Origin of the sequence: Thermoactinomyces mirandus, assembly GCF_013868055.1 — a bacterium.
In the GTDB taxonomy this organism is placed as follows: Bacteria; Bacillota; Bacilli; order Thermoactinomycetales; family Thermoactinomycetaceae; genus Thermoactinomyces; species Thermoactinomyces mirandus.
Genome location: NZ_JACEOL010000047.1, coordinates 23,601 through 47,095 on the forward strand (window position 1 = coordinate 23,601; position 23,495 = coordinate 47,095).

The 23,495-nt window shown below is 39.0% G+C and carries 18 protein-coding genes and 1 pseudogene; 4 read left to right on the plus strand and 15 right to left on the minus strand.

Translation table 11 applies throughout. From position 1 onward, the window contains the following. Position 1 precedes the first annotated feature (1 nt). From H2C83_RS13805 to H2C83_RS13845, 9 genes are all read right to left on the minus strand, one after another. Positions 2-517 (minus strand): OadG family protein, encoded by a 516-nt coding sequence (locus H2C83_RS13805; RefSeq protein ID WP_181741754.1) that lies wholly within the window; start codon positions 515-517, stop codon positions 2-4. A gap of 128 nt (positions 518-645) precedes the next feature. Then, complete coding sequence (locus tag H2C83_RS13810) at positions 646-819, minus strand: hypothetical protein (RefSeq protein ID WP_181741756.1); 174 nt, start codon at positions 817-819, stop codon at positions 646-648. A 186-nt stretch (positions 820-1,005) separates the two neighbouring features. Then, positions 1,006-2,550, minus strand: coding sequence for an acyl-CoA carboxylase subunit beta (locus tag H2C83_RS13815; protein ID WP_220184186.1), 1,545 nt, complete (start codon positions 2,548-2,550; stop codon positions 1,006-1,008). A 17-nt stretch (positions 2,551-2,567) separates the two neighbouring features. Further along, positions 2,568-2,978 (minus strand): methylmalonyl-CoA epimerase, encoded by a 411-nt coding sequence (gene mce, locus H2C83_RS13820; protein WP_181741760.1) that lies wholly within the window; start codon positions 2,976-2,978, stop codon positions 2,568-2,570. Positions 2,979-3,031: 53 nt separating this feature from the next. Continuing rightward, positions 3,032-4,006: a methylmalonyl Co-A mutase-associated GTPase MeaB gene (gene meaB / locus H2C83_RS13825; RefSeq protein ID WP_246333925.1), complete on the minus strand. Its 975-nt coding sequence runs from the start codon at positions 4,004-4,006 to the stop codon at positions 3,032-3,034. 57 nt (positions 4,007-4,063) lie between these two features. Continuing rightward, positions 4,064-4,462: a cobalamin B12-binding domain-containing protein gene (locus tag H2C83_RS13830; RefSeq protein WP_181741761.1), complete on the minus strand. Its 399-nt coding sequence runs from the start codon at positions 4,460-4,462 to the stop codon at positions 4,064-4,066. 24 nt (positions 4,463-4,486) lie between these two features. Then, the gene (locus tag H2C83_RS13835) at positions 4,487-6,166 is read right to left on the minus strand and encodes an acyl-CoA mutase large subunit family protein (protein WP_181741763.1); all 1,680 of its coding nucleotides are present in this window, start codon (positions 6,164-6,166) and stop codon (positions 4,487-4,489) included. Between the two features lie 13 nt (positions 6,167-6,179). Next, positions 6,180-7,673 (minus strand): succinyl-CoA:acetate CoA-transferase ScpC, encoded by a 1,494-nt coding sequence (gene scpC / locus H2C83_RS13840; protein ID WP_312853930.1) that lies wholly within the window; start codon positions 7,671-7,673, stop codon positions 6,180-6,182. A 206-nt stretch (positions 7,674-7,879) separates the two neighbouring features. Beyond that, complete coding sequence (locus H2C83_RS13845) at positions 7,880-8,242, minus strand: DUF3870 domain-containing protein (RefSeq protein ID WP_181741765.1); 363 nt, start codon at positions 8,240-8,242, stop codon at positions 7,880-7,882. A gap of 616 nt (positions 8,243-8,858) precedes the next feature. Here H2C83_RS13845 and H2C83_RS13850 point away from each other — a divergent pair. Next, a complete protein-coding gene (locus tag H2C83_RS13850) occupies positions 8,859-9,791 on the plus strand; it encodes a bile acid:sodium symporter family protein (protein ID WP_181741767.1) in 933 nt (310 codons plus the stop codon). A 50-nt stretch (positions 9,792-9,841) separates the two neighbouring features. Here H2C83_RS13850 and H2C83_RS13855 read toward each other — a convergent pair whose 3' ends face one another. The 6 genes from H2C83_RS13855 to H2C83_RS13880 all read right to left on the minus strand — a co-directional run bounded on the left by H2C83_RS13855 (position 9,842) and on the right by H2C83_RS13880 (position 20,762). Continuing rightward, positions 9,842-10,963 (minus strand): cysteine desulfurase family protein, encoded by a 1,122-nt coding sequence (locus H2C83_RS13855; RefSeq protein WP_181741769.1) that lies wholly within the window; start codon positions 10,961-10,963, stop codon positions 9,842-9,844. Next, positions 10,963-11,343, minus strand: coding sequence for a DNA sulfur modification protein DndE (gene dndE / locus H2C83_RS13860; protein ID WP_181741771.1), 381 nt, complete (start codon positions 11,341-11,343; stop codon positions 10,963-10,965). The genes H2C83_RS13855 and dndE overlap by 1 nt, the downstream gene beginning before the upstream one ends. Continuing rightward, positions 11,340-13,340 carry a DNA sulfur modification protein DndD gene (dndD, locus tag H2C83_RS13865; protein WP_181741773.1) on the minus strand — a complete coding sequence of 667 codons (2,001 nt, stop codon included), beginning with the start codon at positions 13,338-13,340 and terminating at the stop codon, positions 11,340-11,342. The genes dndE and dndD (H2C83_RS13865) overlap by 4 nt, the downstream gene beginning before the upstream one ends. A gap of 13 nt (positions 13,341-13,353) precedes the next feature. Beyond that, the gene (gene dndC, locus H2C83_RS13870; protein ID WP_181741775.1) at positions 13,354-14,838 is read right to left on the minus strand and encodes a DNA phosphorothioation system sulfurtransferase DndC; all 1,485 of its coding nucleotides are present in this window, start codon (positions 14,836-14,838) and stop codon (positions 13,354-13,356) included. A gap of 250 nt (positions 14,839-15,088) precedes the next feature. Then, positions 15,089-17,149, minus strand: a complete 2,061-nt coding sequence (locus tag H2C83_RS13875) for a UvrD-helicase domain-containing protein (protein ID WP_181741777.1) — start codon at positions 17,147-17,149, stop codon at positions 15,089-15,091. An 826-nt stretch (positions 17,150-17,975) separates the two neighbouring features. Beyond that, the gene (locus H2C83_RS13880) at positions 17,976-20,762 is read right to left on the minus strand and encodes a PD-(D/E)XK nuclease family protein (protein WP_181741779.1); all 2,787 of its coding nucleotides are present in this window, start codon (positions 20,760-20,762) and stop codon (positions 17,976-17,978) included. 306 nt (positions 20,763-21,068) lie between these two features. Between H2C83_RS13880 and H2C83_RS13885 the strand changes: the two genes are divergently transcribed. From H2C83_RS13885 to H2C83_RS18180, 3 genes and pseudogenes are all read left to right on the plus strand, one after another. Further along, a complete protein-coding gene (locus tag H2C83_RS13885; protein WP_181741780.1) occupies positions 21,069-21,263 on the plus strand; it encodes a hypothetical protein in 195 nt (64 codons plus the stop codon). Further along, the gene (gene dndD / locus H2C83_RS13890; RefSeq protein WP_181741782.1) at positions 21,260-23,269 is read left to right on the plus strand and encodes a DNA sulfur modification protein DndD; all 2,010 of its coding nucleotides are present in this window, start codon (positions 21,260-21,262) and stop codon (positions 23,267-23,269) included. The genes H2C83_RS13885 and dndD (H2C83_RS13890) overlap by 4 nt, the downstream gene beginning before the upstream one ends. Positions 23,270-23,351: 82 nt before the next feature. Continuing rightward, positions 23,352-23,474 (plus strand): annotated as a pseudogene (locus tag H2C83_RS18180) (IS701 family transposase); the annotation flags it as partial. Positions 23,475-23,495 lie beyond the last annotated feature (21 nt).

Here is a 23,495-nt window from a genome sequence, read left to right on the forward strand (position 1 = left end):
ATTACCTCCTGTGACGTAGCATTGCATTATTTCTCATATTCTCCATACGTGCCGACTGAATCCATAGGCTCTGCGGAGTTAACCTTCTGATGCTGACGATACGGTGCGGAATGCCATCCAGATTCGCAGCGACAGCAGCACACGCTGCCGCTATCTTGGCCGGGACGTCTCCTTCCTTGTCAGAGGTTGCAGTTGCGGATTTTTCAACTTCATTATCCGTTTTATTTATTGGGGGGGCTATTTCAACCGGATCACTCGGCTTTTTATAAAACACGAACTTTATTAGTTGGATAACTCCTTGCAAGAGGATCAGGACGAAAAAAACGATTATTATATTGATTAAGGAGAATGATAAGGCATCCATCTGGGAATCCACGATCACTTCACCTCCTTCGGAACTTGCCAAGGCAATCAGGATCATTGCCTTTGGCGTACCTGTTTCTGTTTTACCCTCCACCTGCATTATTTTTTTTGGGAGAGGGTCGGCATCAGGATTACAGCCAGGACAAGAAATCAAGGTAAATGGCCCCCACTTTTACACAATCTATAAAGATAGCCGGCAGGTCCAGGAACGTGGGGTGTTGGACGAAGTCCCTGGCGAGAGCTATCATTTCGTTGAGACTGGCAGCATAGGCCCCTAAGGCATTAACAATTTCTTGTTGGAAAGACAGGCACCTTACTGCAATAGCTATAATGATGGGCAGCAAGACTGCTGCGGTCCCGATATTGCCAAGTACGGATGAGAGAACCTGCCACGATCATGACTGCTACAATCAGGCGTGTTTCACTGGTACCCGCCGTCCGGATGACCGTATCCAATCAATAATGTAGTTCCAAACAGAACAACAATATTGAACCAATGGCAGCATCAACAAGGAAATCGTAGCGGCGGACATTGCTTTTCCCCTCTTAGTTTCTTTTTCCAAACACTCCCGATATTCCAGTGGAACAACATTTCCTAAGCAACCTATCCTACACTCCATTACACAAGTGCTCTCCAAGATGTTATAATGAAATATTGCCATGTTTTTTAGCCGGAAGAATTTCTTTTTTGCTGACCAAAAGTTCCAAGGACTTGGCCAGGTTAAGCCGCGTCTGTCGCGGATCAATGACGCTGTCAATATAGCCGCGTTCGGCAGCTACATAAGGATTGGCAAACAGATGCCGGTATTCCTTGATCATTTCTTCCCGGGCAGCCTGTGGATTGTCTGAAGTCTTGATCTCTTTCCTGAAGATGATGTTGGCAGCACCATCCGGCCCCATAACCGCAATCTCGGCTCCAGGCCAGGCAAAGACCTGGTCAGCCCCCAAATCGCGACTGCACATGGCAAGGTATGCTCCGCCGTAAGCTTTGCGGATGATCACGGTAAGCTTGGGTACCGTGGCTTCAGAATAAGCATGCAGCATCTTGGCGCCGTGGCGGATGATTCCTCCGTACTCTTGATTGGTTCCGGGCAAAAAACCTGGTACGTCAACAAAGTTAACAACAGGAATGTTAAAGGCATCGCAGAACCGAATAAACCGGGCAGCCTTGTCGGAGCTGTCAATATCCAGACATCCGGCCAGTACTGCCGGCTGGTTGGCAATAATTCCTACTGCCCGCCCGTTTAACCGGGCAAAAGCAGTGATGATGTTGGGAGCGAACAAAGGCTGGACTTCAAAGATCGTGCCCCGATCCATGACCAGGTTTAATATTTCCTTCATATCGAAGGCTTTATTGGGATTATCGGGAAGTATTTGCAACAGCCCTTCTTCAATCCGTCCGGGATCATCGCCGGTGTTTTGATACGGGGCATCCTCCATGTTGTTACTGGGCAAATAACCAATTAGCGTTCTGATCGATTGCAGGCACTCATCTTCATCACTGGCGGCAAAATGGGCTACCCCGCTGGTCCGGTTATGGGTCAAGGCGCCGCCAAGCTGTTCGCCGCTTACTTCTTCCCCGGTAACCGCTTTGATAACCTGCGGGCCGGCAATAAACATCTCACTTTTCTCCTGCACCATGAAGATGAAATCCATCAAGGCCGGGGAATAGACGGCACCACCCGCACATGGTCCCATGATGGCAGCGATCTGGGGAATAACTCCGGAGGCGATTGTATTACGGTAAAAGATCTGTCCATAGCCGCTTAAAGCGTCAACGCCTTCCTGAATCCGGGCTCCGCCAGAGTCATTGATGCCGATGATGGGCATGCCGACCTTGAGGGCCAGATCCTGCAATTTGGCAATTTTTTTGGCATGCATCTCACCCAGAGAACCGCCAAGTACTGTAAAATCCTGGGCAAAAACGGCTACCGGCCTGCTGTCGATGGTGCCGTACCCAGTTACTACCCCTTCTCCAGGGGTTTCCTTTTTATCCATGCCAAAATTGGTGCAGCGGTGGGCAACAAAAGAGTCAAGTTCGTTAAAACTTCCGGGATCAAGTAAAGCCGTGATCCGTTCGCGTGCTGTCTTTTTTCCCTGCTGATGCCGTTTGGTGATTTTTTTCTCGCCACCACCGGCCCAGATTTTGTCCAGTTTCTTTTCCAGTTGCTGTAATTGTTCTTCCATAGCCATTTTGCTTTCCCTCACTTTGTTTGGCGTTCAGATAATTCCAGCAGGATCCCGTTTGTTGCCTTGGGATGAACAAAAGCGATCCGTGCGCCCCCGGCTCCATAGCGCGGTTTCTCGTCGATCAGCCGGATGCCTTTTTCCCTTAATTCAGCCAAGGCCACTTCGATATTATCCACACGCAGGGCAATATGCTGGATCCCTTGCCCGCATTTGGCAATGTGTTTGGCGATAGGCCCATCCGGATCAGTTGACTCCAGCAACTCCAGTTCACTGTCCCCTACCGGCAGGAAAGCTGTCTTCACCTTCTGTTCGGCCACCTCTTCGGTCCCTTGGCACTTTATCCCCAGAATCTCTTCATAAAAGGGCAACGCCTCCTCAAGGCTCTTGACAGCAATCCCGATATGATCTACACACAAAACTATCATTTGTCTGAACCTCCTTAACTGAAAGTGGAAAATTGTTTTGAGATAAACTCATCTTATGGATTTCTTGCTTCACACTTTTTGCCTGACAGACTGTTAATCATTGTTTTTGCTGCTGTCCAGGGATCAAGTTCCCGGCAATATACCCTGGACAAGACTTCTTCGGACTGGAACCCTTCACTTAGCCGCATCTGAACCAACCGCTCCACCTGGAGTATGACCTCTTCTTTCAGCCGTTGCTTTCGCCGGCTAACTATGAGTCCCGACTGCTCCAGATGCCGTCGATGTGCCATAATCCCCTTCAGCACATCCTCAACCCCCGTACCCTGCCAGGCAATAGTCTTGAGTACCGGAGGCTGCCATTCATCGTCATTTTGTTGTCCCAACTCCAAAGTTGACTGAAGATAACGCACCAACTTGTCGGCATCACCACGGTCAGCCTTATTGACAACAAAGATATCTCCAATCTCCATAATGCCTGCCTTGGCCGCCTGGATATCGTCTCCCAGACCGGGGACATCAACCATGATGACCGTATCGGCCACCCGCGCCACATCTACCTGGGACTGACCGGCACCTACCGTTTCCACAAACAGATAGTCACAGCCGAAAGCATCGAGCACTACCAGAGCATCCCGGGCCGCCCACGATAAACCTCCCAGATTTCCGCGTGTCCCCATACTGCGTATAAAAACCTCAGAATCCAGGGACAATTCTCCCATTCGCACCCGGTCACCCAGCAGAGCCCCGCCGGTAAAGGGGCTGGTGGGGTCAACAGCCACCACCCCCACACGGCGATTCTGCTGCCGCAGCAATTTCACCAGGGAATCGGTCAAGGTGCTCTTGCCACTCCCGGCCGGCCCGGTAATGCCAATGATGTATCCCTGTCCACTTTTGCTGTAAAGCTGTTTTAAAATCTCCCTGCCGGCAGGGTCATTCCTTTCTACCAGGGAGATGATCCTGGCTGCTGCCATTTTGCTCCCCCGATAAAACTCCTGGAGCAATTGTTCCAGCGCATGAGATCCCATCATTTTTCCCCCTTATCCTTAAAGCCCGGCCGGGACTTTAAAGAGTTCATTCCTTCAGCCTTAACTGGCCCGGTTCACATGAGTGTGAACAAAGTCGATAATTTCCTTCAAGGACGTCCCCGGACCAAAGACGGCAGCAATACCGGCTTCTTTTAGAGCCGGAATTTCATCTTCAGGGATTACTCCGCCGCCAATCACCAGAACCTGGTCCCCCATTTGTTCCTTTACCAGCTTGGCCACCCGGGGAAAGAGAAGTTCGTGCCCACCGGAGAGGCTGCTCAGTCCCACTACATCCACATCTTCCTGAATCGCTGCGGCAACCACCTGTTCCGGTGTTTGCCGAATTCCGGTATAAATTACCTCCATACCGGCATCCCGAAAAGCACGGGCAATCACTTTGGCTCCGCGGTCGTGGCCGTCGAGGCCTACTTTCGCCACAAGGACACGTATCTTACGCATTTTTAGGAACCCTCCTTCTTTCTCCTAAACAATTTCCGTGGGTCGATATTCACCGAAAACATCCCTCAGGACATCACAAATTTCGCCAAGGGTTGCATAAGCCTTGACAGCCCGGTATATGGGCGGAATCAGGTTCTCATCAGTCCTAGCCCCTCGTCGCAGTTCGGCCAGGCAACGTTTAACCTCCCTGTTATCCCGCTCTTTACGCAGCTGTTTCAGGCGCTGTGCCTGGGATTGGCCCACAGCCGGATCAACTTTCATGATTTTTGACCTGGATTTTTCTTCTACCTGGAATTTATTGACACCGATGATAGTCCGCCGGCCGGATTCAATTTCCTGCTGGTAACGGTAGGCGCTATCCTGGATTTCTCTCTGGATATAGCCCTGTTCGATCGCTTTGACTGCACCGCCCAGATCATCAATCTTCCTGATGTAATCGGCAGCTTCTTTTTCCAGGCGATTGGTCATGCTCTCAATATAGTAGGAGCCGGCCAGAGGATCGATGGTCTCAGCAACGTTGCTTTCATACCCGATAATCTGCTGCGTCCTCAGAGCAATGCGAACCGCTTCTTCCGTAGGCAGTCCCAGAGCTTCATCATAAGAATTGGTATGCAGGGATTGGGTTCCGCCAAGAACAGCTGCTAACGCTTGCAGGGTAACACGAACAATATTGTTCAAGGGTTGCTGTGCTGTCAGGGTGTGGCCACAGGTTTGCGTGTGGAAACGTACCTTCATGGAACGTGGATTTTTGGCACCAAAGCGTTCCTTCATGATCCGGGCCCAAAGACGCCGGGTTGCCCGGAACTTCGCGATTTCTTCCAATACGTCATTATGGGAGGCGAAGAAGAAGGACAGCCGTGGGCCAAAATCATCAACATGAAGGCCAGCCTTGAGAGCTGCCTCAACATAGGCAATGCCGTCGGCCAGAGTAAAGGCAATTTCCTGGGCGGCTGTGCTGCCGGCTTCCCGAATATGGTAACCGCTGATACTGATCGTGTTCCATCTTGGCACTTCCTTGGAACAAAAGGCAAATATGTCGGTGATCAGACGCATGGAAGGACTGGGTGGGAAAATGTAGGTGCCGCGGGCGGAATATTCTTTTAAAACGTCATTCTGAATGGTTCCGCGCAAATCTTTCCAGGGTACCCCCTGCTTTTCTGCCACGGCCATATACATGCACAGAAGTACGGCGGCCGACGCATTGATGGTCATGGAAGTGCTGACCTTGCCCAGGGGGATTTCATCAAAAAGAACCTCCATATCGCCCAGGGAGGAAACAGCTACTCCCACTTTGCCTACTTCCCCTTCGGCCATGGGATGGTCAGAGTCATAACCAATCTGGGTGGGTAAATCAAAGGCTACACTTAAACCTGTTTGTCCCTGTGACAGAAGATATTTGTAACGCTGGTTGGATTCGACAGCCGTGCCAAAACCGGCGTATTGGCGCATGGTCCAAAGGCGTCCCCGGTACATGGTGGGCTGCACGCCACGAGTGTAGGGATATTCACCAGGGAACCCGAGATCTTCCAGATAATCCAGTTCTTCAATATCCTGCGGCGTGTACAGGCGTTCCACCGGGGAACCGGAGACCGTCATAAAGTCAGAATGTCTTTCCGGGTATTTGCCGATTGTTTTTTGCAGCGTACCCGTTTCCCATTTGTTTTTGGCTTCGGCAACAGCCTGCAAATTATCTTTTTTTACCATTTCAAAACCTCCTCTAAACAGGTTTCATACTGCCAGTTTCCTGGAAACGAACATGCCAGGACAAGGCTTCCGGCAAGTAATGGGGGATGTGTCCTCCTTTACGCAAAGCTTTGTCAAGATAATCTTGCAGCAAGGGACGATAATCGGGATGGGCGCAATGATCAATAATCAATCTGGCCCGCTCCAACGGACTTTTGTTGCGCAGGTCGGCAACACCCCATTCAGTGATAATTACATGGACATTGTGTTCGGTATGGTCAACATGGGAAACCATGGGCACCACGCAGGAAATGGCACCATCGCGGGCCGTGGAGGCCGTGGTAAAAATGGTCAGGTAGGCGGAACTGGCAAAATCGCCGGAACCGCCGATGCCATTTATCATGCGTGAACCCATGACATGGGTAGAATTGACATTGCCATAGATATCCGCTTCAAGAGCCGTATTCATGGCAATCACCCCCAGTCGGCGGGCAATTTCCGGATTATTGCTGATCTCCTGGGGTCTGAGAATGATCTTCTGACGATAGTTTCTGATATTTTCCTTGAAACGGCGTACTCCTTTCTCAGATAATGTCAGGGAAGTACCTGAGGCAAAACGAAGCTTGCCGGCATCCAGAAGATCCAGGACAGAATCCTGGATGACCTCGGAGTATAATTCCAGATCATTGAAGTCCGAGTTGACCATGCCTGCCAGAACAGCATTAGCCACGCTTCCCACTCCGGATTGCAAAGGCAGAAGATTTTTTGGCAATCGATTATGTTTGATTTCGTTATGCAGGAAACTGATCAGGTGATCGGCCATCCGCTGGCTGACCTCATTTATGGGCACCAGAGGCCGGACATCATCCTGGATGTCGGTTATGACGATCGCTGCGATTTTGCCTGGATCGCAGGGGATATAAGGGGTTCCGATCTGCTCGTCAACCCGTGTCAACGGGATCGGCTGACGAGCAGGCGGATCTGCGGGAATATAAATGTCATGCATGCCTTCAAGCTCTAACGGCTGGCTGGTGTTTATCTCAACAATCACCTTGTCGGCCATCTGTACAAAAGTAGGTGTATTACCAATAGAAGTGCTGGGGATCAGGTTACCCTCAGGAGTTATGGCCACTGCCTCAGCGATGGCCAGATCCAGGTGGCCAAAAAAGCCATAACGGGCCTGCTGGGGTGTCTGGCTCAAATTTAAATCAATATACTGCACTTTTCTTTCGTTAATGGCATTCCGAATGGATTTGTTTGTCTGATAAGGAAGCCTCTTGGCAATGACCCCAGCCCGGGTCAAAGCTCCATCCAGTTCATCACCAACGGAAGCTCCGGTCCACAGGTTGATCTTCAACTGTTCTTCCCTGGCTCGTTCAGCCAAGGCCAAGGGCACTGCTTTGGGATAACCGGCAGGGGTAAAACCGCTGGTTCCTATATTCATGCCATTTTTGACCAGCTTGGCAGCCTCGGTGGCTGGCATAACCTTTTCCAGTAACTCTGATCGCTGAATCCGATTCTCTGTCACTTCTATCCCCCCTCATGGATGTTTGAAAATATACTTGTGCCAACTTTGTGAACAAATACACATTTACAACTACAACCAAAGATATATAAAAAGACCTGACTATCCCCTATCAATATGGTTAGGGATATGCCAGGTCTTATTAGCTGATATTGCAGTCAGGGTGTTCCTGATTGCTTGCTAATAAAGTGGCGATTATATATGATCAATCAGATATGTTTTGGAACGGCAGAACTTGCTGGCAATCCCTGTTGTTGGGATACTTTCCATTCCAGATACTTTTCGTTTATGCTTTTAAATGCAGCAATAAGCGCCTTTCGAGCGCTTCCGTAATATCTTGCTTCCAGACGTTCCACCAGTTCATCAATATCATCGCCCAACTTGTAACCGATAGCCAATTCACTTACAAAACGCCTTGCCAAACCTGTTGCCAAGGTACAATCAAGATGAACAATTTCCCCTGTATCAGGATTTACTTCCGCACTGATTGCAATCACTTCGTAAATCTTGTAGGCGGTAATCGCAGATGGTAACTTGGCATGCCCGGTAAAAAAAATCGTATCCTTTGCCAACTCTACCACTTCCCTATAGTTCTTTGTACCCTACCAGGCTTTTTAAGTTTGGATACAAATTGACTGATCCATATGATGGCTGATTTGAAACAGCACTCCCTTTCCTGAATGAAAGACCAGTTGTTTGCTAGGACAGACTCAGTAATTAAAAGTTGATTGACTGCCAATTGGATTAAGCGCTGCGTTCTGCTATTGATTTATGACAGCTTGCCTACCAAACTTTGCAAAACAATATAAAAAGACCTGGTTACCCCATAAAAAACGCTGTCGGGGATTTGCCGGGTCTTATTAGCTGCTTTAGTCAGGGGGGACCTGCCTGTCCACTAATAAAACGGCCTTTATATTATTACTGGTAAAAGCAAAATTTGTTTTTCAATAACAAATACAAAAAAACACATTTGAAATAACAATACCTTATGGAACCTTATGTAAATATTCACTCATTTTTCCAAAATGTCATTTCTTTGCGATTATAATTTATGTCATAGTATAAAAATTTAACAGATAATAAAGTTTCGTTAGTTTTGTTGCCTTGTCCGGATTGCAATCTTGTTGACAGATCTTTATGAACAATTCATAGTTAAAAAGAAATATATGGATGAGGAGATGGAATAGCTTGAATGTAATTGAGAAATTCGGAAAATTTCTGGGAAATACATTTCCGTTTTGGGTATTGCTTATCTCGGTTTGTGCTTTTTATAAACCTGATTACTTTGTCTGGATCAGCCCTTATATTCCCATATTACTAGGAATCGTTATGTTTGGAATGGGCTTGACGTTGACTGTTGATGATTTTAAAGAAGTGTTTCGCAGGCCGAAAGAAGTTACAATTGGAGTAATCGGGCATTTTGTAATTATGCCGCTCGTAGCCTTTTTTCTGTCTGTTTTGCTGCGACTTCCTCCAGAGGTAGCAATCGGAGTCATTTTAGTCGGCAGTTGCCCCAGCGGAACCGCTTCCAACGTAATGACCTTCCTGGCAAAAGGAGATGTTGCTTTGGCAGTTTCGATCGCCTCCGTTTCCACCATCCTGTCCCCCATCGTAACACCACTCCTGATCATCCTGTTTGCAGGGAAATGGACTTATATTGATCCGTTAAATCTGATCGGATCCATTGTTCAGGTAGTCATTATTCCTATCATACTGGCACTGATTATCAAATCGTTTTTCAGACCGTTTGCCAAGGCCAGTGAAAAAGTATTGCCGATCGTAACTGTAATCACGATCATTATTATCATTTCCGCAGTCATCGCCGGGAGCCAGCAACAACTGGCACAATCCGGATTACTGATTTTTATGGTTGTTGTTCTGCATAACGGAATCGGCTTTTTATTGGGCTATCTGATGGCCAAACTCTTTAAAATGGACTTGGCCAAGCGCAAAGCCATAACCATGGAAGTTGGCATTCAGAATTCAGGATTGGGGGTAGCCATCGCCATGAGCAATTTCAGTCCGTTAGCAGCGGTTCCCAGTGCTATCTTCAGTGTTTGGCACAACATTTCCGGCTCCATCCTGGCTGCGCTTTTTTCCCGAATGAAAGAGAAAAAATAATTGATTGGTAAACATAAAAGCCCCATTACAATACGGGGCTTTTACTCGTCTCAAAGTCTATTAAATATCTCAAGTTCTTCAAGAGTATTTTCCGGAGATAATGAAATGCGTACAGTTTGCCTAATCTCTTCTAATGACTTGCCCATTGCCTGTAAAACATGACTTGGTTTTCCAGAACTACAGGCTGAACCTGTTGATAAAGCAATATAAGGAGCCAATTTTTTAATCAAAACTTCATTATTTTTCCTTACAAATCTTACACTTAAAATTCCTGGAATTTTCTTTTTGTTGTCATGATTTAATTGAATATGATCTCCAAACCGATCCTTTAAGATTTTAGTTAATTTTTGTTCTAGAAACATCAATTTCTCTATATTTCTGTCTAGATTCTCATTTGCCAATTCAGCTGCTTTTCCTAATCCGACAATATTATGTACTGCTAAAGTTCCGCTACGATAGCCGTCTTCTTGAGAACCTCCATGAAGCAAAGGGGTTAATTTTGTTTTCACATTGGCAAGCTGTTTCCGTATGAAGCAAACTCCTACTCCCTTAGGTCCGTGAATTTTATGTCCGGACATTGATAAGAATCGTATTCCAGGTAATTCTTTTAAGTTAATTGAGATTTTCCCACAAACTTGTGTGGCATCTGTATGAAAAAACACTTGATGTTCTCTACAGATTGAAGCAATTTTTTCAATTTCGTTCAGTGATCCGACCTCGTTATTTCCCCAAATTATACTGACTAAAATGGGTTTGTTTTTTTTAATGGCGTTCTCCAGATCTTGAATATTTATTCTGCCAAATTGGTCTACACCCAGGTAAGTAACTTTCCAACCTTTAGACTCTAAATATTGGCAAGTCTCTAGCACAGATGGATGTTCCGTTTGGGATGTTATAATATGGTTTCCCTGTTCACTATAGGTATTAGCTACACCTTTGATTACCATATTATTGCTTTCTGTAGCTCCACTCGTAAATATTATTTCGTCATCATCACAACCTAGAAGTGTTGCCAATCGTTTTCGAGCCAACTTCACAGCGTTTTGGGCATTTACAGCTAGGGAATAAAACTTGCTAGAGGGATTTCCATACTCTTCCTTTAGATAAGGGAGCATCTCTTCCAGTACTGAAGAAGCTACTTTAGTTGTTGCGCTATTATCAAAATAAATCATTATGAATCATCACCCATGAGAATTAATGTACGAAACAACTTCTCAGAGTTGCCTGCCATCTTGTACTCATTTTTCAAAATGCGAATTCCTCTTTCGAGATGTGCATTAAAAAGATTAGGAAAATATTCTTCATCGGATATTGATTTTCCAAGATGTTGAGCAATTAAACATTTGAATAAATAATCATATTCTCCGGTTAATGTACTGCGATTAAACTCCATACCAGATCGATCAGGTTCCGACAATTCGATCGGTGTTGGATCTCGAAGAGATAAAGCAACTGCGATCCTTGCAATAATATTTGGTGTAATATTTAATACCATATGAAGCTGTTTTAAATATTCTTCAGCTGTTTTTGATGTATGCAAGCGATAATTCATGTTCTCATCTCCGTTTTGGTCAACGAAAAATACTGATCCGGGATTATTTTAGTGCTATTTTTGCTATGATGATATTCTAATGTATATTCTCTGGCGATGTATGGGAATAATAGAGTATAAAGATGTTCATCTATTTCAGTGTTGGTAGACAGTATAATAATTTGTTCACCCATTTCAGGCAAAAGCTTCTTAATTAATGCATGACGATGTTCGAAGTCTAGTCGACCAAACAAGGTATCAAAAACAAAAGGTAGTTTTCTTCCCGAAACACGAAACACCGCCCATATTAAACACAAAATCAACAACTCTTTTTCACCAGAGGACAAATGATCTATCTTAATTCTCATCAAATCCTGATCATAAAGTTCCACTTCAAATGTGTCTGGATCAATCTGAATCTCATTAATAAATGGTTTTTTCCTAAACAACGAATTCACCATTTTGATTGCTTCTATTTCAACCTGCTTCAACTTCTTTTGGAATTGAATTCGTCTAAATTTTTTACTGATTTCCATAATTTGTTCAGACAGATATACTGTACTACTAGATTTTTTTTCAACCTTCATTCTTTCCTTATATCTATTCTTTTCTTTTAATAACTTCTCGATTTTTTCGTTCACAATCTTTATCTCTTTGTTTACAGTTTCTATTTCTATACGTAATTGCTCAGTAAATATTGTCGTTTCTTCAATTTCGTTCAATAACTCTTTCAAGTCCAATGCTTCGTTGTTTAATTCAATTAATTTTCTTATCTCTTGAGATTTTTTTAGTAATTGCTGATTATCATTATACAGTTGAATATAGTCCTTTGCTTTCACTTGCATCAATGCTTTTTGCATATGTAAAACTTCGCTTAATTGAAGACTTGAGGGTTGATGGATCAATGAAATTTTTTCTTCTTGTATATGCTTTTGTATAAAAACTAGCATTTTCTCATATAGTTCGTGGACCAATAATGATTGATTATCTTGAAAATGGTCAAGCAACGCTTCTCTTACTTTAGATTGATCAACCAATTCTTTTAGGTAAGAAATTGCTTCATTCTTCCGTTCATGTTCCATCTGTTTAACAACTTCGGAAAGAAGTGGTTTATTTAAAAAAAATGGAAGTTCATTAGAAATAAATTTTTTAATTTTTTCATGGTTATTTTGTCTTTTTTGTTCAATCTTTTTTTCTTCTTCAATTAGGTTCTCTTTTTCTTCGTTATGAAGCCCGCCTAAATTGTGAAATTGGACTTTTTTCTCAGCTAAAAGTTCCTCACTGCGTTGTAGTTGATTTTTTAATGCCCGGTATTTTTTCTCAAGATGAATTTTTTTATCTGCTATTACTTCGATTTGATCGCTAGTTATTTTTAACTTCTTTTCAGAATCAGACAGATTTTTTTTCGTATATAAGATTGTTTTATAATCTTTTAAATCAGTTTCAAGTTTTTCGAACAAATCTAAATTAAATAAGATCGAACTCATCTCTTTCAGATACGAATTTAAATGACCATGATTAATTAATTTATGAATTTCTTCCCCATCAAACAAAGTCAGCTCAAATAAACGAGGCGGGATTTCTTCTTTTAACTTATTTTGAAAGTTCTCAGCCTCTAATGTACTTAAGAGATTGTTATTCTTATATACATACAAATTCTCTTTAAACCGATTTTCTTTCAAATCCCATACTCTCGTTATTTGAAATACATTTTTCTTGTAATCCTCAACTTGTAAAATAGTCACTGAAATTTTACATGTATTCTGCCCATTTATTTTTGCTTTTCTATTCCAAAGAGATAGGATTTTTTCTTTATAGCCTTCAGTTTCAGAACGAAAACCATAAGAAAGCGATCCAAATAAAGCTAATTTTATTGATTCTAGTAGTGTTGTTTTGCCAGATCCGTTTTTTCCTCCAATCAAAATAATATTTTTCTTATTTGGAGTATGATCTAAAAAAAATGAATGCTCTCCATAATATACTCCAATGTTATACAAAATTACATTATGTAACTTCATTATTAATCATCCTTTATAAGTGCAATGCATCTTGCCCTAATACTTTGTCAAATTCTTGAAACAAACCTCTTCTAATCTTATAGCCTGCATAATCTCTTTCGATATTGATTAATTTTTTTATTAAAGTAACATTGATACCCGATTCAAGACAGAGTCGCTCTAAATCAGTTATTTGTTCTTTTTCAAATGTAGGACGCTCATCTTGTTCCCAATCAATCTCTTTACCGGTCACTTCATAATAAATTTTTGGAACTTTATCTTCCCAATCTCCTTCTTTTCTCCATAAATGACGAATATACTTCATTTCTTCAATACTGATTAATTCTAGAAATCCTTTGTATTTTTTTTGAATCTCTTTCTGAGTCATAAGTAGTTTTTTAAGAATAATTTCACGTGCTTTTAGTGTAAACGGCCCTAATCCTAGCTGCTTTAGACCATCTTTTGTTTCTACAAATAAGTCCAATTCTTCAACCTCTGCCAAATCAATATTTTCCCTTTTTAGATAATCTCCCAATTTTTCAATGGGGATTTGGTTTTCTTTTGGAATTTGCATATCGTTTGGAGCAGAAATCAAATAAATTCGTCCATTTGTTCTTTGTTTCTGTCTTAAACTGCGATCAGATCGAATACTAATCAAATAATTACGAAACTCAAGTAAAGGCTTTAACCATTCTTCTCCATTATTGATAAAACCACTTAAAGCTTTGTCCTCTTTTACAACAGTGCAGGTCCAGCACCCAAAACGGCTATTACCACATGAGCCGGCGCTCTCTTTTATCTCTTTATCGATCATTAAGGGGCATTCAGAATTAGAATCTTGGTATAGCTGAAGCAAATAGTGATTATCACTTCCCCATGGTGATTCATTTTCTAATAAATATTGCCACACATCATCAACTGTAAAATCTTTAATCGGTGCAAAAACAAAAGCATTGGGAAGAGTTGAATGGCGCATCAAAAGTTTACCTTCAACACTGTGTGAACGAATGACTCCAGCTCGTGTACTACTTTCTTTCTCTCGAACACCTAATACCATAATTACTTCGCCATATTTTGATACCTGATCAATAATAAATTTGTTGGCAGGTTCAATTTTTAAGCGATCAGTGCACCACCGAAACTTCTGCCTAGGAGTTGGATAACCTCTGCCGATCAGGGAGACCCAAAAAGTTTTACTTATATCTGGTTTTACCTTATTTGTTTCAATAGGCAGTCCCCGTTTAATTGCTTCATCTTGAATTTTACCCAATGTACGGGTGATCAAATCAATGATTAACGGGGTTTCTACAAGCGTATCAGAAGAAATAATATATACCATTTTTTTTAGTTGTTCTTTTTTCAGCTCTGACAAGGCCGAAAAAACGAGTTGTACTACAGCCGTAGAATCTTTACCACCACTAAATCCTACTACCCATGGGCGTTCATCTGATAGGTAAACTTCTTTGATTCTTTCTTTTGCTTTTGAAAAAATCTCATTCTCTTCGAAAATACACAACATGGTTGGTTCCTCCGTCAAATATTCTACTTTAAAATTATAAATTATTATAATTCAATTGATAAAACATAAATATAATAATATATAAAATGAATCTAAAAAAACAAGGATAAAAATAGTCTATAATAGAACACATATTCATTCAATAAAACCATTTTGAAAATAGACTTTTGATTCTTTATTTTAAAGAGATGTGTTTAAAAATGGCCAAAAGAATAACCTCTATAAAGAAATAGCCTCTTTGAGCAGGAGGCTATTTATCACTTTTTACAATCCTCAACCACTTGCTGTATCGATTTTTGTTATTTTTAAGATCTTCATTCCAGTTACCTAACAAATACAGTTTCTGTTTTGCCCTTGTAAGAGCTACATATAAAATTCGCGCTTCTTCGGCTAGATAATCTTCTTTATATCTTTCCAATGCTGAATCATAATGATCAGAAGCCTTGATGATTTGAGGATTTGTATACTCATTAAATTTAAATTCAATTCCTGATTCATCGTCTACCAGAATCTTTGGATATAGATGTTCTGACTCTAATTTTCGATCCAAATCTACAAGAATAACATAATCATACTCTAAACCCTTCGCACTATGAATTGTTGTTAATAGAACAGCTTGTCCGTTATCATTTACGGTTGCTTGCGGCTCATTTGTATTATGCAGAATCTGATTGTCAAGCCATTGAAGATAGTCAATAAGACTTATTTTTTCTCCAGAAAAACGAAATCTTATCATTTCCTTCAACTTTTCTAAATTGGCCCTGGCTTGTAATAACCCATGGTATTTACAATATCCGCGAAGGTTTAATGCTGGATGCTTATATATTTCTTCTAAAATTTGGGCCACACTGTAGTGATATATCACTTTCCGCAGATCTTTTTCTACTTGTTGTAATTTATGATGATTATGTTGAAACCAATTGATTGACAATACTTCTTCTTTTTTTACAAGATTATTGGATGTAGTCAACCAGTTTAAAATCCGACTTATATTAATAATCTCTTCTCTCTGAAAAAAACCGCCGCCTTCTTTAATTTTTAACGGAATGCCGGCCTTAGTTAATGCTTTCTCATAGTCATGCAACACTGAATTGGTACGACATAAAATTGCATAACGTGGGTATTCCGTTTCTTCTACTGTTTTTAAAAATGATATAACAATCTCTTTCTCATTCTCTTGATTTGTATTTATAAAATGCACGCACTCACCAGAATGATCCTCATTTTTTCCAGATTGAAGAGGTTCAAATAAAAATTTCGGTTCATTCATAGATTGAATTTCTTTAAATAAGCGATTAACAAATTTAACAATCCCCAGAGATGAGCGATAATTGGTAAACAGATGATAAACCTTTCCTCTCTCTTTCATCCATTTTTCAAAAAGGTCATAGGACTGTAAATCTGCCCCCCTGAATTGATAAATCGATTGTTTAATATCCCCAACAACAAATAACGATGGTCCAGTTTCTTCACTGCAAATCATTTGAAATATTTTTGCTTGATAATAAGAGGTATCCTGAAATTCATCAACAAAAATATAACGAAATCTATTTGCAATCTTTTTTTTTACATCTGGAATGTTGGTGATTGCTTTATATGTTAATTCTAGCAAGTCATCCACATCAATATTTAAAACTTTTCTCTCTTCATATTCTTTCTCAAGAAGATATAATAATTCTGCTAATGCTTTTTTTATTTGTCCCCGTTCATCGGGATTACTTAAGGCCCAAGATTTCATCGTCTTTTCGTAAACTTGTTGAATATCAGTACCTTTTGAACGAACAGATTCATATAACATCTTCAAATATTTTTTTATTAGAAATACCGGCATCATCCTGATTAATGGATGTGTCTGCCCATTTTGCTTTTTAATCCAATCAGACATTACTTTATCAACAGATTTGCTCAACTGACTGGAAGAAATTTTTGCTTTGGGAGAATAACTGTTGTTTTCCAAACGAAATGGACCTGCGAGATTCAAAACGGTATGACAAAACTTATGGATCGTCGAAATTTGGGCGGTATTAATCAATTCTAATTCATACCAAAGTCGTTTTTTGATCTGATCATCTTGCAATACATTCAGTTTTTTATAAAGTGTTCCTTGTAATCGATTTTTCATTTCCTCCGTTGAATTATTAGTAAATGTAATAATAGCAAAATCTGTAATAGTAAGTGTCGGATCTTTTTCCAACAACCTTAAGACCCTTTGAACCAGCACTTCTGTTTTTCCTGCACCGGCACCTGCTTTAATTAAAATGAAACGTTCATCAGAATTAATGATCTCTTTCTGTTCTGAAGATAATTCCATATAAAACCCTCACTTGTATGATATTAAAAACAATAATTTCCAAATAAAACTTGCTCTTTGAAAAATAAATATTTGTCTCGTCCAGGGGCGACTTTTCATGATGTCCCTAGATAATGATCAGATAATGATCATAGGATTATTTGGAAAGTTCTCTCTCCTCCTGTAGCTTTGACTCCCCAGTACATTCTTTTGTATTCTAACCTGCAGGCTGTTCCCTTTGACTACTCATGCCAAATGGCAATGGCCCTTAGTGCGATTGAGATCACAAGGCGAAGGTGATTGATCAGCAAGTACACTAGGGATATCCTGAAGATCCCATTTCTTTGATTCTTAAAAGGAAAGGAAACATTTGGTCCTTGGTGGAAAATTTTCACGGAGCTTCTTTCCTGCGAAATCAAATTATAACTGCTTATGCAAACAATTTTTCCAAGTAATTCAAATTGGTTAGAAGCCACCACATGCTACAGCTGGCATTCAGCCATTTTCATAAATATCCAGCCCTGCAAGCCAGAAACACAAAAACGTTTACAATTAATCCCAAGCTCATCCGGAAGTTCTAAGAAACCAAGTAGATGTCTGTCTGATCTTGGAATCCAGACCGGCCACGTTTCGGATGATTGCAATGGGTGCTACAAGAACAACGATTGATACGGATAAGATACCATCTCGTGAAAAGTCTAACTCGTGAAAAACAGATATTTCTCCAGCTTTTGTTTTTCAAATGTGTCCTTTATCACAAGGTTGAGGCACTGCTACGCAGCAACCAGAATACACTCCAGTAAGGATGATGAGTGAATGAGGTAACTACTTCCTCTTGCCACAGGACTTAATGATTCAGATATAAATTTTTGCAAAGATTTACATATGGACAATAGCTGCAAGTCTTAGAAGGGCTCTGTTTCAATAAATCAGTTTGTAATGCTTCATCAATTATACTTTTAATTTTTGAATCACCTAATTGTTTTCGTTTTTCCATATACCAAGAAGAGAATTGAGGTTTCTCGTCCATAACGGATGACCAAACTAAAAAGGTATCAAAATCATCTACATAAAACGGGTAGTTATTATTATAAATTTTTGTAATAACATAACTTGGTTTGTTGACAGTTACCCTTTTTCCTTCATTTAAATCTATTACAAACTTTTCACCAGATATAAAATCCCCAAATTTTACTTTAGGATTTTTTATATTGCAAGTAAATATTTGCCCAATGAAATTTTCAGCGAATAATTTTGCATAATAAGCAGCTTGATTAATTACATCTTCTCTTAAGGGAAACCATTTTCGTTCCTCTTCAAGTGCATTTTTTACTAATCTAGGAATTAGTCTGATTATGCTGTTTAACATATTACAAGGAATTTCTTTACCTTTATACTTGTTTACTAATGAACGGATTGCATTTTTATAAACTTTTCTTGCCAAATAAAAACCCAACTGAAATTCGTTTGAAAATACATTTGAATCAGGATCCTTGAGTAGATAGTAAAAACGTCGTGCACATAGACGATATGTTGTTAAATCAGCAAAATTTAAACTGTCAGGAAATTGTTTAATAACAGGATATTGTTTTAGTTCTTCTTCGATATAATCTTTAGCCTCATATCCCATTATTTTGTACAAGATTTTTTCCTGAACCAACTCGTCTAACAATTTATCCGTTTTTTTATTCACGTCAACTCCAAAGCTTCTAATGATTTCCAAAAAATAAGGAGAAGGATAAGTTGGTTTACCAAATGAGTCATTAGAAAAAGAAAAGCGAATACACTTTTTGGCGGATTGAAAAAGACAATAGAAATAATAACGAAAACGATCGGCATGTAACTTCTCCATTTCTTTTCCATTTTTAACTTTTAAGAGAGTAGTAGCCGACAAAATTGCAGCTTCTAAATCTGTATTCATTGGCCAATTATATTCCTCATAGTACGGATAATAATTTTGATTAAATTGCATGACATAAATTTCTTTATATTCCTTGTAAATAATGTTATGTAAACTTGTTACCATCAATTTATTACTTCCAGCGACTTCTTCTGGTTTTTTCTCAATTTCAATTTCTCCTGAAACAAAACGAATGAGTAAATCAGCAAATTCTTCAGCTGTCACCTTGATCTGGATGCTTTCTGATGAAATTTGAATAAATTCCTTCAATAACTTATCGACTTCCCTAAAAAAGAAATAATCATTTTGTTTTGTTTTAATACGGGACTCTAATTCTGATATGATTTCATTTAATGAATTAACATATTCAGATATATACTTTTCTCCTAAGTCGAATAATTGCTCCTGAAATCTTTTGATCTCTGTTAAAATAGTTTGCCATAACTCTAATTCTTTCTTATTAACCCCTTTTAGTGGATGATAAAAATAATCACTGAAATCAATTTGCTCATAAACCTCATTTAATTTATTGAATTGATCAATCCATTCATCAATTTTATCTAATCCTTCAAAAAATGTTTCTATTTTTTCAAAAGAGGACAAGCTTTCTTTTCCACCTATATACCAATCAGTGTTTAAAATTCGTTTAAACAAATTGATATCAAAAAAATCTTCATCGTTTCTTTTTCTTAAATCAATTTTAGAACCAAACAAAATCTTAATGAAATCAAGAGTAGTTAGCTGTTTAATTTGATTATCTTCAGTAATACAAGCCAATCCATACTGTTCAGCAATCTCCTTGACCATCGGGCGCAACTTTTTTGATTGTGGACTGATAATAGCCACATCACGAAGAGATATATGCTGACGAGCTACAGATTTTGAAATTAAATTGATTATATGACTAATTTCTTGTTCAATACTACTAAATTGGTAAAAAGAAATACTTTCGTCACGATAGGTTATTCCATCTGAAAATAATACCTTAGGTGCATTAGATAAATAAGAAGAGCCAGGATCAATTGTTCCAATTTTTTTCCACATATTCTCAGGTACATAGGTACTATACACTTTACGAATAATCTCATATGCTTGATTCACCCCTTGATCAGATCTTTCAAAAGGTACGATGAGAGTAACTTTTTTACCTAATTGTTCAAATCGATTCATTAAACATTCATGTAAATGGTTAAAAAAAAGAAAAGGTCCGTCCATGATCAGTTCATCAAATTCATAAAAATCTTTGTTCTGAACAAGATCTACAAACCGTGAGTATAAATCTGGTCTCTTTCCAGCAAGTCTCAAATACTCTTGATAAATTTCAACAACTATCTCCCAGGATTCTTCAAAACTAAGCTTATTAATTTCTTCGATTGCCATGTTACTGCTTCTAAACATCATAAAAAGATTGACTAAATTTGCTGAAATAGTAATCCATTCTTCTGATTGAGGATAAACCTTTTGAATCGCACGTTTAATTAAAATTAACACTTCACTCTTGGTTAAGGATTTGGATTTAACAATATACTTTATCCATCTATTAAACTCATAAATATATTCATTTACATCGAACCCTTTAACTTTTAACCGATTCATCCTTTGTTGAATAAATATTTTTCGGTGACTTTCTAAAATCCATGTAGGTGTTAAATGGAGGATTTTCTTTCCTGATTTATATTTAACTAATAGGTAATCATTTACATCGTTTGTGGAAGGAGTATAAATCAATTCCACAATTAATTCCTCCCTCTATAAGAATAGATTTTTTCACTCATTCTCTCGTTTGGATTATGATCAACAGATAGGACTGCAGATTGTTTTGCTGTTTCTTTTGTTGATTTAAAATTCATTCTTGAGTTACCTCTTCTGCTATTTAAGGGTTTACTGACCTAGGAAATACTTTTCTTTTTCTTTGTTTTTCATTACAAGAATGCCTTTTATATAGAAAAACTGCAATAATTTCATGATTATATTATTTTCTTACATTTACTTATATATTATAATATTTAATTGTGAAGTAATTTTTAAGGGGGGATAAAAATGATAAGATTAACGGAAGAAGAAGAAAAATTGCTAAAAGATAGTTGCGATAAAAACAAAGTGCAAACGGAACATATGAAAGAACTGATGGAAGTAGAACATAACTACAGTCTTCAGGAAAAAGCCAGAAGAGATGGATTAAAGGGATTGCTTAAAGAAAAAATTGAAAACTGGACAGGTGATCAGCAATCATGAAGTTTGTAAAACTTAAATTCAATAATTATAAAATTTATTATGGAATACAAGAAATCGATCTGGATATTCCTCCACAGCAACCACCTTATCGAAAAAATTTGATTCTCATCGGCGGGTTAAATGGAAGTGGGAAAACGACAATTTTGAAAGCAATCTGCCTTGCTTTATTCGCCCGTAGAGGAATGAGCAAAAAAGAATATGAAAAATTATTAAGTGACGCTATTAATAAAAAGGCATTTAGTGAGGGGATCCGTAACTGTTCGGTTGCTTTAACACTTCAAAACGATGATGAGTTGATTACAATTGAAGTTATCCTTACATATAATGACCACGCAAGTTTAATCTCTGAAAATAGAAAAGTTTATATACTGGATCAAAAAACACAAGAGACTAGAGAGTTGACTAGTATTACTGGGGAACAATTTAATCACTTTATTAATGATCGAATCCCATTAGATACTGCTGGCTTTTTTTTATTTGATGGAGAAGAAATTCAAAGTTTGGTGGATAAACAGGATCAGGGAGAACTGAAAAAAGCCATACAACAAATTTTCTCTATCAACATTCTTAAAAAGCAAGAAAACGATCTAAAAAATTTACTTAGAGATTATGAAAAAGAGTATGCAGAAACAGCAACTGATAAACAACATAAGTCTGTATTGATGGAAATCAATCAACTTAAGGATAAAATAGATCAACTACAAAATTTAAACCGGGAGATCAATGAAGAATTATCGGATTTAAATACCCAACGTAAGCTTATCGAACAAGATCGTAGAAAAAAATTGATTCAAAATCAAGATTCTAAAGCGATTATTCAAAAAGACATTGAAAGATATGAACAAGATTTACAAAAAAAAGAGGATGAAATTAAAAAGTTCGTTGAAAGAGATATTCATTTGTTACTCCTGAACCCATTTATCCAAAAATTGAAAGATCGACTCTCGCTTGAAAAAAAGTATCGGATAAAGAAAAATATAATTAATGCCAAGTTTGAGACTTACGAAAAATTTATGGATCAATTAATCAAAGAATTAAAAGAAACATCGTTGCCTTTATTGAAAAATTATCAAGTCAATCAATTAAAATCAGCTGCAAAAAAAGCTTGGGCAATAATCCATGATATGAAAGAAGCAAAAGAACTTGAAAACTTTCAATTTCTTCACGATTTGTCTCAAGGAGATTATGAAAAATTAGCCCAGTATCCTGTAAGTTACCAAAATGAACTCAAAGAGATGATTAAACGAAAAATCAAACTAAAAGGAGTTATATCTCGATTAGAAGAGAAGTTATCCGGTGCTCCAGATGCTCTTGATACCTCCGAAGAAGATCAGAAACTGACAGAAATCAATCAACGGATTGGACAATTGTCGTATCAATTGAAAATGAATAAGCAATCCTTGATGACCTTTAATTCGGAACTGAGGAGCAAACAAAAAACATTCGCCCAAATAGAGCAAAAGCTAAACAAAAGGGTTTTCATACAAAGGAAAAGAGATTATACGAATAGGATTATTCAAGCAACCCGTGAATTTATTGACGAATTTACCAAACTAAAATCATCAAAAATTCGCAATGAATTTAAATTCATCCTGGATCAATTAATCAGAAAAGATCAAGAGTTTTTTGATGTTGAATTTGATGAGAACAAATACACATTCCAAATTTTCGATTTTCAAGGAAATAGGATTAATCTTCAAGATCGATCTGCTGGAGAAAAGCAAATCATTGCATTATCATTTATCTGGGCACTCACAAAAACAGCTGGATTGCCTTTACCTTTTGTAATTGATACACCATTGGCAAGACTGGACAGTATTCATCGCAACCATCTCGTAAAATATTTCTTCAACCAACTAAGTGACCAAGTTATCATTTTATCTACGGATACTGAGATTAGCCAAGAATTCCAGGATGCAATGAAAAACTATCTTTTTAGAGAGTATCGCTTGGATTATATTGAGAAAAATCATACACAAATAAAAGAAGGTTATTTCATTTTTTAGGGTGATTGACTAGTACTACAGTTGTAATTTTTTGAACTTAGTGTATGATGAATTTATTACAACTAGCTGATGGGGGATCCTAATGGCCTTTCAAACGAATGAGGAACTTGTTGAACATAATGGAATAGACGCTTTGGCTTGGTCTGAGGAATTTGAAGCGTTAGCCAATCGGATTGGTAAACAGTTTCCGCGTGTGGAAGCGCGATAACGTTGTCGCGCTTATCTA

What these genes read in the sequence shown, in the direction of transcription:
- H2C83_RS13855 (WP_181741769.1), bottom strand. Translation starts at nt 10,963, where the DNA reads ATGATTTATTTTGATAATAGCGCAACAACTAAAGTAGCTTCTTCAGTA.
- dndD (WP_181741782.1), top strand. Translation starts at nt 21,260, where the DNA reads ATGAAGTTTGTAAAACTTAAATTCAATAATTATAAAATTTATTATGGA.
- H2C83_RS13885 (WP_181741780.1), top strand. Translation starts at nt 21,069, where the DNA reads ATGATAAGATTAACGGAAGAAGAAGAAAAATTGCTAAAAGATAGTTGC.
- meaB (WP_246333925.1), bottom strand. Translation starts at nt 4,006, where the DNA reads ATGATGGGATCTCATGCGCTGGAACAATTGCTCCAGGAGTTTTATCGG.
- H2C83_RS13875 (WP_181741777.1), bottom strand. Translation starts at nt 17,149, where the DNA reads ATGGAATTATCTTCAGAACAGAAAGAGATCATTAATTCTGATGAACGT.
- H2C83_RS13815 (WP_220184186.1), bottom strand. Translation starts at nt 2,550, where the DNA reads ATGGAAGAACAATTACAGCAACTGGAAAAGAAACTGGACAAAATCTGG.
- dndC (WP_181741775.1), bottom strand. Translation starts at nt 14,838, where the DNA reads ATGTTGTGTATTTTCGAAGAGAATGAGATTTTTTCAAAAGCAAAAGAA.
- H2C83_RS13830 (WP_181741761.1), bottom strand. Translation starts at nt 4,462, where the DNA reads ATGCGTAAGATACGTGTCCTTGTGGCGAAAGTAGGCCTCGACGGCCAC.
- dndD (WP_181741773.1), bottom strand. Translation starts at nt 13,340, where the DNA reads ATGAAGTTACATAATGTAATTTTGTATAACATTGGAGTATATTATGGA.
- H2C83_RS13835 (WP_181741763.1), bottom strand. Translation starts at nt 6,166, where the DNA reads ATGGTAAAAAAAGATAATTTGCAGGCTGTTGCCGAAGCCAAAAACAAA.
- mce (WP_181741760.1), bottom strand. Translation starts at nt 2,978, where the DNA reads ATGATAGTTTTGTGTGTAGATCATATCGGGATTGCTGTCAAGAGCCTT.
- dndE (WP_181741771.1), bottom strand. Translation starts at nt 11,343, where the DNA reads ATGAATTATCGCTTGCATACATCAAAAACAGCTGAAGAATATTTAAAA.